General features: G+C 42.8%; 12 protein-coding genes. 7 read left to right on the top strand and 5 right to left on the bottom strand.

The genetic code is table 11. The features are described 5' to 3' along the window. Window positions 1-18 precede the first annotated feature (18 nt). Window positions 19-1,062, top strand: coding sequence for a spore photoproduct lyase (gene splB, locus B5Y67_RS13065; protein WP_088226872.1), 1,044 nt, complete (start codon window positions 19-21; stop codon window positions 1,060-1,062). Between the two features lie 409 nt (window positions 1,063-1,471). On the opposite strand, the gene B5Y67_RS13070 is transcribed toward splB, so the two are convergent. From B5Y67_RS13070 to B5Y67_RS25375, 4 genes are all read right to left on the bottom strand, one after another. Beyond that, on the bottom strand, window positions 1,472-2,185 hold the full coding sequence (locus B5Y67_RS13070) for a lactate utilization protein (protein ID WP_088226873.1): 714 nt from the start codon (window positions 2,183-2,185) through the stop codon (window positions 1,472-1,474). Window positions 2,186-2,203: 18 nt separating this feature from the next. Then, entirely contained in the window at window positions 2,204-3,646 is a 1,443-nt protein-coding gene (locus tag B5Y67_RS13075; protein ID WP_088226874.1) for a LutB/LldF family L-lactate oxidation iron-sulfur protein, read from the bottom strand. Then, complete coding sequence (locus B5Y67_RS13080) at window positions 3,633-4,370, bottom strand: (Fe-S)-binding protein (RefSeq protein WP_088226875.1); 738 nt, start codon at window positions 4,368-4,370, stop codon at window positions 3,633-3,635. The genes B5Y67_RS13075 and B5Y67_RS13080 overlap by 14 nt, the downstream gene beginning before the upstream one ends. Before the next feature lie 267 nt (window positions 4,371-4,637). After that, window positions 4,638-4,808: a hypothetical protein gene (locus B5Y67_RS25375; RefSeq protein ID WP_170932689.1), complete on the bottom strand. Its 171-nt coding sequence runs from the start codon at window positions 4,806-4,808 to the stop codon at window positions 4,638-4,640. A gap of 786 nt (window positions 4,809-5,594) precedes the next feature. Here B5Y67_RS25375 and B5Y67_RS13085 point away from each other — a divergent pair. After that, entirely contained in the window at window positions 5,595-6,485 is an 891-nt protein-coding gene (locus B5Y67_RS13085) for a LysR family transcriptional regulator (protein ID WP_088226876.1), read from the top strand. A gap of 187 nt (window positions 6,486-6,672) precedes the next feature. Here the strand turns inward: B5Y67_RS13085 and B5Y67_RS25005 are convergent, their stop codons facing one another. After that, window positions 6,673-6,864, bottom strand: coding sequence for a hypothetical protein (locus B5Y67_RS25005; protein WP_140419096.1), 192 nt, complete (start codon window positions 6,862-6,864; stop codon window positions 6,673-6,675). Window positions 6,865-7,216: 352 nt separating this feature from the next. Between B5Y67_RS25005 and B5Y67_RS13090 the strand changes: the two genes are divergently transcribed. From B5Y67_RS13090 to B5Y67_RS13110, 5 genes are all read left to right on the top strand, one after another. Next, window positions 7,217-7,777, top strand: coding sequence for a HutP family protein (locus B5Y67_RS13090; RefSeq protein ID WP_282432776.1), 561 nt, complete (start codon window positions 7,217-7,219; stop codon window positions 7,775-7,777). 156 nt (window positions 7,778-7,933) lie between these two features. Then, window positions 7,934-9,484, top strand: coding sequence for a histidine ammonia-lyase (gene hutH, locus B5Y67_RS13095; RefSeq protein ID WP_088226877.1), 1,551 nt, complete (start codon window positions 7,934-7,936; stop codon window positions 9,482-9,484). 266 nt (window positions 9,485-9,750) lie between these two features. After that, window positions 9,751-10,098, top strand: a complete 348-nt coding sequence (locus B5Y67_RS13100) for a cupin domain-containing protein (protein WP_088226878.1) — start codon at window positions 9,751-9,753, stop codon at window positions 10,096-10,098. 151 nt (window positions 10,099-10,249) lie between these two features. Next, the gene (locus B5Y67_RS13105) at window positions 10,250-10,594 is read left to right on the top strand and encodes a metal-sensitive transcriptional regulator (RefSeq protein WP_088226879.1); all 345 of its coding nucleotides are present in this window, start codon (window positions 10,250-10,252) and stop codon (window positions 10,592-10,594) included. A gap of 30 nt (window positions 10,595-10,624) precedes the next feature. Then, a complete protein-coding gene (locus B5Y67_RS13110) occupies window positions 10,625-13,342 on the top strand; it encodes a heavy metal translocating P-type ATPase (RefSeq protein WP_088226880.1) in 2,718 nt (905 codons plus the stop codon). Window positions 13,343-13,458: the final 116 nt, after the last annotated feature.

The following is a 13,458-nucleotide window of genomic DNA, read 5'->3' on the forward strand; positions in this document are numbered from 1 at the left end:
AGTATGAGGTGAAAGACTGTGACAGAAGAATTTGTTCCGCACCGTGTCTTTTTCGAACCATCAGCACTTGAATATCCTTTAGGGAGGCTTTTAGTAGAGGACTTTCGCAGAATGGGTGTTTCCGTGACCCCGACACCTTCTCACAACAGAGTCACAGGAATACCCGGAAATAATCCACCTCAGGCTTACCGTGAAGCAAAACGAACCTTGGTTATAGGCGTAAGGCGGGGTGGAAAATTTCAAACTTGTAAACCATCGGCACATTACCAACTGCCCTTAGTGACCAGCTGCCCTGGGATGTGCGAATATTGCTATTTGTCGACGACCTTGGGGAAGAAACCTTATGTGCGAGTTTATGTGAATATAGAAGAGATCTTGGAAATTGCCTCTAAGCTAATTCAAGAGCGTTCACCCGTAATCACTTTTTTTGAAGGAGCTGCGACATCTGATCCCATTCCTGTAGAGAGATATACAGGCGCTCTAAAACAGACCATTAATTTCTTTGGTTTAAATCAATATGGGCGTTTTCGTTTCGTAACGAAATTTACTGATGTGGATTCCTTGCTTTCAGCTCGTCACGAAGGGCATACACGCTTTCGCTTCAGCCTGAATTGCGATTATGTTGTGAGCAGGTTTGAACATTTGACACCTTCTCCCGAACAACGAATTATTGCTTCCGGTAAGGTACTTAAGGCAGGTTATCCCTTAGGTTTTATTATTGCGCCTATTTTCAAGTTTTCCGGCTGGAAAGAGGAATATGAACATTTATTGGAGAGAACAGCGGAGGAATTAACACGTCTGGCTCCTAAGGGATGGTCTCCAGAGCAGCTGACCTTTGAGTTTATTTCCCATCGGTACACTTTGAAAGCGAAAGCAACAATTCTTGAGATTTACCCCAATTCTTCATTGCCTATGACAGAGGAGGAACGTAAGTTTAAATATGGCCAGTTTGGCTATGGAAAATATATTTATCCTAATGAAGATCTCGAAGAGTTAAAAGAATTCTTCAGAGAACAAGCAGATACCTATTTTCCTATGGCTAGAGTGGAATATTTTATCTAACCCTTAACGAGGTTGTTATAGAATGAACCCGCAATAGCAATTTACTCAAGCATTTTGTATAAAGTGATTCCGGAATAAAGTAAAAAGGCCTGAAAGACATTAATTAAACTGCTCCCGGTCAAGAAGGGGAGCATACCATTAGGCGTCTTTCAGGCTAATTTATCTGGTCACAAGACTCCCGCTTCTACAAGTAGGAGTAGTTCCCTTATCTTGCTTCGGTGGAGGTAGAGCCCATCCTTCAGCGCGATAGCATTTGTTATGGGCTAGGCGCTTATGGCGAAAGTGTCCACAGGACACTTTCGTCACCGAAGCCCCGATGTTCAGCTTTAGCTGAACGAGCTCACTTATAAAAACGTATAAATATTCATTATGCAACGGTCACTTGGTTCCAAGAAGTTAACTTTAGAGATCAGTCACTTGAATTTGAAGCCGTGTCCTCAGAATCGTCAATGAGAAGAACGTAAACTTCTATCGGGCCATGTACACCAATGGACAGATCCATTTCAATATCCGAGGTCCGGCTGGGCCCAGTAATAAACTCCAGCGCTGCCGGTGGGTTCTCCAGGGCAGAAACTTCAGAGAGGATTTCAGCGATGGTATTTCTGATTTTTGACGTTTCCATAACCGTCAGGTGACGGGGAGGAAGCAAGCTAACGGCCCGACCCCGCTGAGGATTGCTGCTGGTTACGATGGTGCCGGAGAGAGCAACCCCCCAGTCCGCTCCTGTCACGCCAAGTTCAGCCTGAGCAGCTAATTGGTGTCGGTCTTGAGGGGAGGGGGCCGCTTGTGAATAGCGGGCCAGTGGCCAGTTTAAGGTTGTAAACGCGGATTCGGCAAATGCTGGGAGCAGGTTCCAGCTAACTATCGTTCCTTGATTGGTGGTTTGAGCAAAGGAAAGATCGCCGAACCATTCTTGGAGACATTGGATCGCTTCATCCGGTGATTTAACAATGGCTCCTTTACCGCCTAAAGCTTGCCAATTATCAAGAAAGGTTCTTACCCGCTCTTGACTTGAGACTTGGAAAGAAGGAACATCGAACGCTGCTGGTTCTGGAGCTGATTGGGGAGTGGAGCGCCCAAGTTTTGATGCCAGGAGACTAATAAAATCGTTAGTGTTGGTCATTATTGATCTCACCTCGTCTTACTCTTTGGAGTTGGGAGTAGGGATGGTCCCTTTGTGTTTTGCTTCGGCCCAGAGGTACATAAAGGATTTTGAAGCAACTTTAGGCAAGGTCTTGCTTTTGGTCCAATTGGAGAGAGGAGGCGGACCGCTGACAATCCGGTCATGCTGCACAAAGGGAAACTGAAACCTCGCACCTAGACGCAGAGCCTGACGCAAGGTTTTTTCATGAGTAAACATATAACGATAGGCTTGGAATATTCGTTTTTCAATTTGAGGAGTGTGGCCTGTCATGGTCTTGCGGGCTCTAAGTTTAACCAGAAGGTCATGAAGAGGAATACGCACAGGACAGGCTTCGGTACAAGCACCGCAAAGAGAAGAAAAGTAGGGCAGATGCCCCCATTTTTCCCAATCGTTTTCCAGGAGGGGTGTGATGACGGAGCCTATCGGTCCGGCATAAACAGATCCGTAAGCATGTCCTCCAATTTGGCGGTAAACAGGGCAGACGTTAAAGCAAGCTCCGCAGCGAATACATTTTAAGGACTGACGGAAGGTGGGATCACCAAGGATTTCAGAACGGTTATGATCTAAAATGACAAGATGAAATTCTTCTGGTCCATCAGCATCGGTTGATTGTTTGGGAGGCGTAAGAATTGTTGTATAACTGGAAAGACGCTGTCCCGTCGCACTTCGGCCGAGGAGATTGAGTAAGACGCTGAGTTCACGGAAGGAGGGTACAATGCGCTCCATCCCCATAAGAGTAATCTGGACACGGGGCAGGGTGCTTACCATGCGCCCGTTTCCTTCATTGGTAACCATTGTGATACTGCCTGTCTCTGCGACGGCAAAGTTACACCCAGTAATTCCAATATCACCCTGTAGAAATTTCTGACGCATTTGCTGGCGCACAAACTTTGTGAGGGTGGGTGTATCTGAACTAAGAGGGTGGCCTGCGAGAGGTTCAAAGATTTCGGCAACTTGTTGGCGGGTTTTATGCATAGCAGGAACGATAATATGAGAAGGTACTTCTCCGGCAACTTGTAGTATGTATTCTCCCAAGTCTGTCTCAACAACACTGATGCCGTCCTTTTCCAAGACTTTGTTAAGATGAATTTCTTCCGAAACCATTGATTTCGATTTAATAATCGTTTTGGCGCCATGGTCGCGGGCAATCTTACTCACAATGTCAACGGCTTCAGAAGGAGTTTGGGCAAGATGGACGTGGCCCCCGTTTTTTTCAACTTGTGTTATGAGTTGTTTGAGATAATAGTCCAAATTGGCAATAACATGGGAACGAATAGTATCCCCGGCTAAGCGCCACTTCTCCCAATCTCCCAGCTCATCCGCTGCATTGTATTTGTTATGGCGCAAACGGTCTGTGGCTCGCCGAGTCGCTTTGCGCAAAAAGTCGTTGGTGAGAGCATTATCGACTCTTTTTTCAACGATAGGTTTATATGTGGACATTCTTCATTCCCTCCCCAAGTAACTGAATAATATGCATAGTTTTAATCGGTTTATTGATTTTCTCCAGATAACCAGAGATATTCATGAGGCAGCCCATATCCAGACCGAGCAGCAGATCGGCTCCCGATTCTAAAACGTGTTCCGCCTTTTCGGCGACCATCGCTTCAGAAATTTTTGGCATCTTGACCGAAAAGGTTCCGCCAAAACCACAACACAATTGGGATTCGGGCAAGGGAAGAAGTTCAAGATCTTGAACATGTTCAATCAGGGTAAGGGGAGCATCTTTAATTCCTAGAAGCCTGGTGGCATGACAGGAAGGATGATAGGTGGCTTTGGCCTTATATTTGGCCCCTAAATCAGGTTTATGCAAGACATCAACAATGAATTGAGTAAATTCATAGCTTTTGTGAATCAAGTCTTCGGCCTTAGCAAGATAAACTGGATCATTTTCAAAAAGAAACGGATAGTAATGATGGATCATAGCTATGCATGATCCACTCGGTCCGACGACAACTTCGCTCTTCTCAAAGGCATCAATAAGTGTACGAGCTACCTCCCGGGCATCATCGAAATAACCGGAATTAAAGGCAATTTGGCCGCAGCAGGCTTGTCCATCGGGCACATCAACGGTATGCCCCAAGTATGTAAGAATTTTTGCCATCGTCAGATCAACGTCCGGATAAAGAGCATTCGCCAGACAGGTGGCAAAGAGGGAAACTTTCATAACTGACCATCCCTTCGTTAAAACTATTCACGCATAGTATAAAGTTAGTATTTCCTAAAACTATGAGTTTTGATGCGGTAGGAATGGCTTTTTGATGGATTTGTCTGCGGGAATGACTTTAAATGCAAAGGAGAAGCTTAGGCAAAATAAGCCTAAACTTCTCCTTTGTATTACTGGAATTAATGGCAAAAGAATCAACTCTCATAACATAGATCGAGTACATAGCTCTTTATGAGCAAGAATGAACCTTTAAGATAAAAGACTTCATTAGCCAAGGATAGGAACATTGGGTTCATTATACCAAATTGAAATTACAGTTGTTGATCCTGTACTTTGAGTAATATTAACAACTTTAACCCAACTGTTATCCTCGAACCATTGATTAATTTCTTTTTCCAGAATTCTTGGATCGGGGGAAGTGAAAATCTTTACATTCATAGGGGTTAGTTCGTCCTTTCGATGAAATATTAACGTTCTTTTGGTAGTAAACTCGTTCAGCTAAAGCTTTAAACTTATCATAGCTGCTATGTGAAGAATGTCAAGGAAGGACATTTGAAAGATAAATCATTTCAGAAAAAACTATTTATCTTTCCAAGAGCATTATGTTAAACGTGACGTCCTATGGATGTAGCCCTCTAAAAGTAAAAATTCCTGCGGTCTTTAAGTATAGCTTAAAAACCGCAGGGTTTATCCAGTTTTTAAGACCCCCACTTCTATAAGTGGGGGTGGGTCCTTCGTTAACTTCAGGTGGGGTAGAGTCCTCCTTCGCCGCTAAGTATTCCTATTGGAAAAGGCGGCTCGGCAATAATGTCCACTGGACATTATTGTATCTGAAGCAACGATGTTCAGCTTTAGCTGAACGAGTTCACTGGCCACTTTTATTTCGCTGCAATATTGGCTAATGTTTCATTTGATTCCTTAACTTCAACATATACAGGGCAACCCATAACGTACATTAAAAGTTGTTTTTTCATTATATATACCCTCCTTTTTTATAGATACTAAACGTGAAATGTTTAATAATCTTGTTTGTAAATTATAGTAAAGTAATACTTGTTTTGCCTTATCTATCATCTCCTGGTTTATGTAATTATTTTAAATCGTTTTCATACATAAGTGAAATACATAGTTGGAATATAATTTATTGCCAAAACGAATAAATACATATAGCATATAAATAAATCCGTTTGACTATCTAAACAAAATCAAGAGGAGGATATTTCGATGGATATTCGCCAATTAGTTTATTTCGCTGAGGTTGTAAAGCGCAAGGGCTTTTCTAAGGCAGGAGAATCCCTTCATATTACTCAGCCTACTATTAGTAAGATGATCAAAAGTATGGAAGACGAGTTGGGAGTCACTTTGTTAGAACGGACAACTAAAAAAGTTGAACTAACTGACATAGGAGAAGTCGTCTACAGGCATGCGCTAAACGTTGTTCAATCCATGGAAAGTCTCGAAGCCGAATTAGACGACGTACGGCAAGTTCGAAAAGGATATATACGAATGGGTCTTCTCCCTATGATTGGTTATAACTTTATTTCAAGGATTATAGCCGAATTTCAGAAACTTCATCCGCACATAACGATTCAGATTTTGGAAAACGGTGCTCGAGAAGTGGAACATTCTATTTCCGAAGGTGATATCGATCTGGGAATCGTCGTCTTGCCCGTTAGCGAAGACGTTTTTGAATGTCTTCCAGTCGTCGAAGAGTATTTGAAGTTACTGGTCCATCCGAAACACCGCCTGGCAAGCAGTAATGAAGTATGCTTAGAAGAATTGAAAGAGGAAACGTTTATTTTTTATCCGGAAAACTTTGCTCTTTACTATCACATAAAGGAAGCCTGCCAAAAAGCAGGCTTTAATCCCAACGTGCTTTATGAAAGTTCGCAATGGGATTTTATTAGTGAAATGGTAGCAGACAACCTGGGAATCGCTTTTCTGCCGGATAGTATATGCAAGAATTTGGATTCTTCGCGTATTAAGGTTATCCCTTTGGCACCGCCTGGTATTCCTCGTTACTTGGCATTCATTTGGCGGAGGAATACTTACCTGAAGTTTGCTGCAAGGGAATTTATTAGTTTTGTCAGATCTCAACTAGAGCCAGTGCTCTAGAAATTCTTCTAGTAACCATAAGCCGTTCAAATTCAAGGAAATAAAGAGCACAGAATATTATAAGTTAATTTTGTACCATAAAATAGAGTAACAGCACAAAGAAAAATAGTGGGTAACAGTAAAACGAACTTGAGTCAAACTACTCAAGTTCGTTTTGCGACACGCCTTATTTTAACGTTAATGACTATTACTGAAGATGTGCGCATCGATCACATAGTACGTAAGTCTTTTGATCAGTTACTCCAGAAAAAAAGATGGTTTTATTACATTCCTTACAAACGATGTGATAGGGATAGAGTATAGTCTTAGGTTCGCCCAAATCAGCGTTCAAGTCTGAAGTGGATTTACTGATTTCCTTTGAAGTGTACATTTTGTTCACGATATTCCTCCCATTCAAGTCACAGTGAATTACAAAAGTAGCTAAGGTAAGTTACTGAAAAATAAAAGTCATTTTAGGGGTAAAATTTGTGTAAACATATTATTGGCTATAATATTTACGGGAAATTCTGCTGGAGATAATTAACTTATAGCATAATTGGAGTTTAAAGACAAGAAAAGGCATAAATCAAATAAATTAACTGAAGTAAATCGAAACCGAATATTAGAGACTTAAGATGAGATTGATAGCATAAAAACTCAACATGAGAATTAAAAATGGGTTGGGTAATGTGAATGAGGTAATATTTTCCAAAAACAAATAGTTGTAAGATCAAGCAGGGATACAAAAATAATTGAAATTAATATTGTCGATATTACGTTTCTCAGCTATGATAGAAGTAGGGTTAGCTTATGAAAAAAAGCTAATAGAGTTGAGAGAATTAATCTATTTAGAGAGTGTGTCGAGAGTTATGATGGAACAATGTTCATCTTTGGGAAAAGCAGCTTTATTAATAGCTATGGCTGAAGGGGATCTTAGCGATAGTTATATTGACTATGCCCGAGAAAAAGGGTTTGCGGTGACCTCTGGAAAAGTGGGATCTATGGATATACAGAAGATTATTGCGGCTATAGAAACTGCTGGCCGACGAGAAGGACTTGTTGATGAACGATATCGTTCTCAACATGCGCTCTATCATGCTATCTTAGATGCTTTACAAGGACTTGGACGCGGACAAATTCAATTAGGTAATGTTCTGCGTACGGCCGGTCTGCGTTTTGCCATTGTCATAGGCCCCCGGACTCTTCAAGAAAAAGATGATTTATGGATAGCTGTCGGATTATATGGGATGATCGGAGCTCCGATTAAAGGACATGAACATGAAGTTTGTGGATTGGGAATTAATCATTTATAAGTGTTGATTTATTCACTAAACAGCAGTATGAAATTATGAAAATTGCAAGAGAATAGGGTATGCTCAAAGATGTTAGATGACAGAGGGCTAAACTGTAAACAAGGGTTTGCAGTTTAATCCTCTTTTTCATTGCGCTGAATTTTGGGAGGAATTAGGATGAACGAGATTGTCGAAAAACCATTGGAAGTTGCCTTGGATGGGGAATCCCTGACCTTAGAGCAAGTGATCGCAGTCGCGAGGCATGGGGCAAAAGCGCATTTAACATTGAACGCTAAAAATAAGGTTCTCAAATCCAGAGAATTTGTGGAACAATTGATTAAAGATAATAAATCAGTTTATGGAATTACAACAGGTTTTGGGATGTTCAGCAATGTGGTGATTTCCACGGATGATGCTAAAAAGCTGCAAAGAAACCTTATTATGAGTCATTCCACGGGAGTGGGAGACCCTCTTCCGGCAGAAGTTGTCAGGGCAATCTTAGTTTTGCGTGCAAATGCTCTTGCCAAAGGGTATTCCGGGATTCGACCGGAAACGTTAGAGACATTGCTTGAGGTTTTAAATGCCGGAATTGTTCCGGTTATTCCGGAAAAAGGTTCCTTGGGGGCCAGCGGTGACCTCGCTCCGTTGTCCCATATGGTTTTAGTTTTACTTGGTGAGGGGGAAGCGTTTTATCAGGGACGGCAAATGAAAGGGAGTGAGGCCTTAGCCTTAGCCGGAATTAAGCCGGTTGCTTTAGAAGGGAAAGAAGGTCTTGCCCTAATTAATGGTACTCAAATAATGACAGCCATAGCCGCCTTAGCCGTTTGGGATGCAGAATTGCTTTGCAAATCGGCCAATATAACTGCAGCCTTGTCAATGGAGGCCCTCGAAGGAATTCTAGATGCTTTTGATCCTAAAATACATGCTGTTCGCCCTCACCATGGTCAAATGGAGGTAGCAGAGAAAATTCGTCAGCTTACCTTCGGGAGCAGCTATTTAGCCGGAGAACCGCGGCCGCGTGTTCAAGATGCTTATGCTTTACGCTGCATCGCTCAAGTTCATGGCCCTTCAAAAGATGCATTGGAGTATGTCAAAAAGGTTGTCGAAACTGAAATAAATTCTGCCACAGACAATCCTTTAATTTTTCCCGAGCAGGGGGAAGTTTTTTCGGGCGGAAATTTCCATGGTCAGCCAATTGCCTTAGCCATGGATTTTTTGGGAATTGCCGTTGCAGAACTGGCAAACATTGCAGAGAGACGCTTAGAACGTTTAGTGAATCCCAATTTAAGTGGTTTGCCGGCGTTCTTAACGCCGGATGGCGGGCTGAATTCGGGATTTATGATTGTACAGTATGCTGCAGCTTCTTTAGTTTCGGAAAATAAAATACTGGCCCATCCGGCAAGTGTTGATTCCATACCCTCTTCGGCAAATCAGGAAGATCATGTCAGTATGGGGACGATTGCTGCCCGTAAAGCTCGGAGTATTATAGAAAATACAGCCAATGTTTTGGCCATGGAACTATTAGCTGCTTGTCAAGGTATTGATTTGAGAGAGGGATCGGTAGAGCGGCAGTTAGGTAAGGGAACCATCGGAGCTTATAAGCTTGTTCGCTCCCACATTAACAAGCTTCAAGAGGATCGGATTATGTATCCGGATGTACAAAGGGCTAAGGAATTAGTCACTTCGGGAAAACTCGTGTCATCAGTTCAGGCTTGTTACGCTAAATAATAGAACACGAGAGTGAACTCGTTTACGCTAAAGCTGAACATCGTTGCTTCAGATACAATAATGTCCAGTGGACATTATTGCCGAGCCGCCTTTTCCAATAGGAATACTTAGCGGCGAAGGAGGACTCTACCCCACCTGAAGTTAACGAAGGTCCCACCCCCACTTATAGAAGTGGGGGCTTAAAAACTGGATAAATAATCAATAGAGGAATTCGAGCTGAAAGGTAGAATTCAGTAGTGAACCAGAATATTTGAGGAGGAGATTACATGATTGTTGCCCAGGAAAAAGATGCTTTCAGAATTAAACTTGAAGGTGATACCGTAAAAAATGTCTATAAAAAAGTTCTTGTATCCCCGCGTGAAGGATGGGAAGGGTATGTTATGCGGCTTTTTGATCTGGAAGCAGAAGGATATACACCTAAACACAGTCACCCTTGGCCTCATATCAACTATGTTGTCCGGGGGAAGGGAATTCTTCATCTCGATGGGGTAGATCATGAAGTGGAGGCAGGTTCTTACGCTTATGTTCCGGAAAATGCTCTTCACCAATTCACCAATCGCGGTAAGGAATTGTTTTCAATGATTTGTATTGTCCCGGAAGAAGGGGACCAGTAGAATACTTTTATTCACTAAAGGATATTTCACTAGAATAAGGTTATGATAATATTGCTCCTTAATGAAAAGATTCATGGGTAAGACCATGAATCTTTTTTCTTTCTTGACAGATAGAATAGGGGGGTATACTATAATCACGAGAGGTGATTTTATGAAAATTAATGAGGAGCTTGAGCATACATGTACGGAATGTCAAAAGGATGAAGATACTTCCGGAGAACGTTTGAGCCATCACGATGATAAAACAATTAAAGAGCTTGTCACCCGGATGAATCGGATTGAAGGGCAGCTTCGGGGAATTAAAGGTATGATCGAACGGCATGTGTATTGTGATGATGTTCTTAACCAAATTTCTTCAGCCCAATCTGCCTTAGATGGAGTAGCTCGCTTGCTTTTAGAAAAGCATATGAAATCTTGTGTTAAAGAACAGCTTCAAAATGGAGAAATTGAGGTTGTAGATGAAGTCTTGAAAACAATTTTTCGCATGAGACGCTGAGGGGTTTGTTAGGCGAAAGGAGGGATTACTATGACAGAAAACATTATGCGAGAGGAAAAAACAATCGGTGTTTATGGTATGTCCTGCCAACACTGTGTCAATCATGTCACCAAACTGTTAGAGTCCATACCGAGTGTTGAGCAGGTAAAGGTCTCCTTAGAGGATTCGCAGGCCAGTTTTACCTGTGACCCATCTCAACTAGACATGGGTGCTTTGCGGCAGGAAATCGAAGACGCCGGATATTCCTTAGATAAGCCTGTTGATGATCAACAATCAGGGGAAAATTTAGGAGATAACAAAGAATCAACAATAATTCCGTTACAGTCAATTTCCATGAGTCCTGAGGAGAAAAAACAGCAGTTTAAGATTAGCGGCATGACCTGTGCCAATTGTGCTTTAACTATTGAAAAAGGGCTCAAAAACATGCCGGGCGTTAATTATGCTGCTGTTAATTTCGCCTCAGAAAAACTAACAGTGGCCCTTGATCCTAATAAGATCCAAGAGGAAACTCTTTTAGCTAAGATTAAGGACCTTGGGTATGCTGCTCAAAGCGTTGATGCGGGGAAACATCAATTTAAAGTTGGCGGTATGTCCTGTGCGAACTGTGCGCTGGCCATTGAGAAAAAACTTAACGGGACTGAGGGAGTTCAAAAGGCGGCCGTTAACTTTGCCAATGAAACGGTCATGGTTGAGTTCGATCCCAATGTTGTTTCTATAGGAAAAATCTTCGAACAGGTTCGTGAAGCCGGATATACGCCTATTGAATCGAAGGATGAAAACGATGAGGATCGGATAGCAATTCAACAAAGGAATTGGCTTATCTTTAGTGCGGTTCTTTCGCTGCCAATTATGCCTCTGATGTATCTTCCGATGAGCAGACCTTTGATGTATTTAATTCTTGCTCTGGCAACGATCGTTCAATTTACTGCCGGATGGACCTTTTACCGGGGAGCCTACCATGCCTTGAAAAACCGCTCGGCTAATATGGATGTTCTAGTGGCCCTGGGGATTACAGCCTCCTACGGTTATAGTCTGATGACAACTCTGCATATGTTTGTCCCTTCGTTGTTTTTTAAGGGCCCCAATTTCTTTGATACCTCTGCTCTTTTAATTACCTTTGTGCGTTTTGGCAAATATCTGGAAGCAAAAGCAAAAGGCCGCGCCGGACAAGCTTTGAAGCGACTGCTGGAGCTGCAGGCAGATCGAGCCCGTTTGATAATCAATGGAGAAGAAAAAGAAGTGGCCGCGTCTGATTTAAAAATCGGCGATCTCGTTTTTGTGAAAGCGGGAGAACGAATTCCCGTTGACGGCGAAATTGTGGAAGGACAAGCAAGTATCGATGAGTCTATGCTGACCGGTGAGTCGATTCCAGTCGATAAGGGAGCAGGCGATGCTGTTATCGGAGCGACGATCAACCGTTCGGGGAGTATCAAAGTAAAAACGACAAAAACGGGGCAAGATACTGTTCTTTCCGGGATTATCAAAATGGTAGAGGATGCCCAAGGGGTTAAACCACCCATTCAACGTTTAGCAGATACGATCTCTAATTATTTTGTCCCTACTGTGGTCTCCATTTCTGTCCTTACTTTTTTGATTTGGTATTTAGGTCTCCATAGGTCGTTTGTTTTCGCGTTTACAGCAGCAATTGCAGTTTTGGTCATCGCGTGTCCTTGTGCTTTAGGTCTGGCAACACCGACAGCCATCATGGTAGGCAGCGGGGTTGGGCTAAACCGAGGGATATTGTTTAAATCTGCGGCTGTTCTCGAAGGAATTGCTCATTTGCAAGCCATTGGCTTTGACAAAACAGGAACCTTGACCAAAGGAACTCCTGAAGTAACGGATGTCATCCCTTTTGCCAATTATACAAAACAAGAGGTCTTAAAGGTTGCCGCTGCCGGCGAACACCCCTCAATCCATCCTTTGGCGCAAGCCGTGGTTGCAGCAGCGAAGCAGGAGCAGCTGGATATTCAAGAGGTCTCTGATTATCGAGAGGAGCCCGGGTATGGCGTTACTTGCTTGTACGGCGGACAGCAGTTATTAATTGGCAACCTGAAACTAATGAATAGCTATAAGATTGATGTTCAGGAAGCCCAAAGCGATTTTCAAAACTTGGCAGAATTAGGACGGACTACAAGTTTTATTGCTTTGGATGGTCGGGTAATTGGTATTATCGCCCTGGCAGATGTGGTTAAGGAGAGCACAAAAGAAGCCATCGATCGACTCCATCATTTAGGCTTGAAGACATTCATGATTACAGGTGACAATGATCGGGTCGCTCAAGTCGTTGGCCGGCAGGTTGGAATTGATGAAGTTATTTCTGAAATCCTGCCTCAGGATAAAATTAGTGTTATTAGACGCTATCAAGACCAAGGCTACAAGGTAGCGATGGTTGGAGACGGTATTAATGATGCTCCGGCCTTAGCCCAAGCCGACGTAGGAATTGCTATCGGTTCGGGAACTGATGTCGCTAAGGAAACCGGTGATGTGGTGTTAGTACGCAATGACCTCCTGGATGTGGAACGGGCAATTCGTCTAGGCAGGAGAACCCTTGGCAAGATTAAACAAAATCTGTTTTGGGCCTTGATTTATAATACTATCGGAATACCCGTCGCTGCAGGAATTCTTTATCCCTTAACGGGACAGCTCCTGCCCCCCGAGTGGGCCGGTTTGGCCATGGCTTTTTCATCAGTCTCTGTTGTGACCAATTCCCTGTTGCTGCGGCGGTATGATAAAAGCTTAATGACCTAGGGGGTAGAGTCTCCCACCGAAGCCCCGATGTTCAGCTTTAGCTGAACGAGTTCACTTGGTTTCTTTAAAACTATAAAGGCCAATTTTTCTCACAAGGCATATTAACTTACTTTTGT

This window comes from Desulfosporosinus sp. FKB (assembly GCF_002196705.1).
GTDB lineage: Bacteria > Bacillota > Desulfitobacteriia > Desulfitobacteriales > Desulfitobacteriaceae > Desulfosporosinus.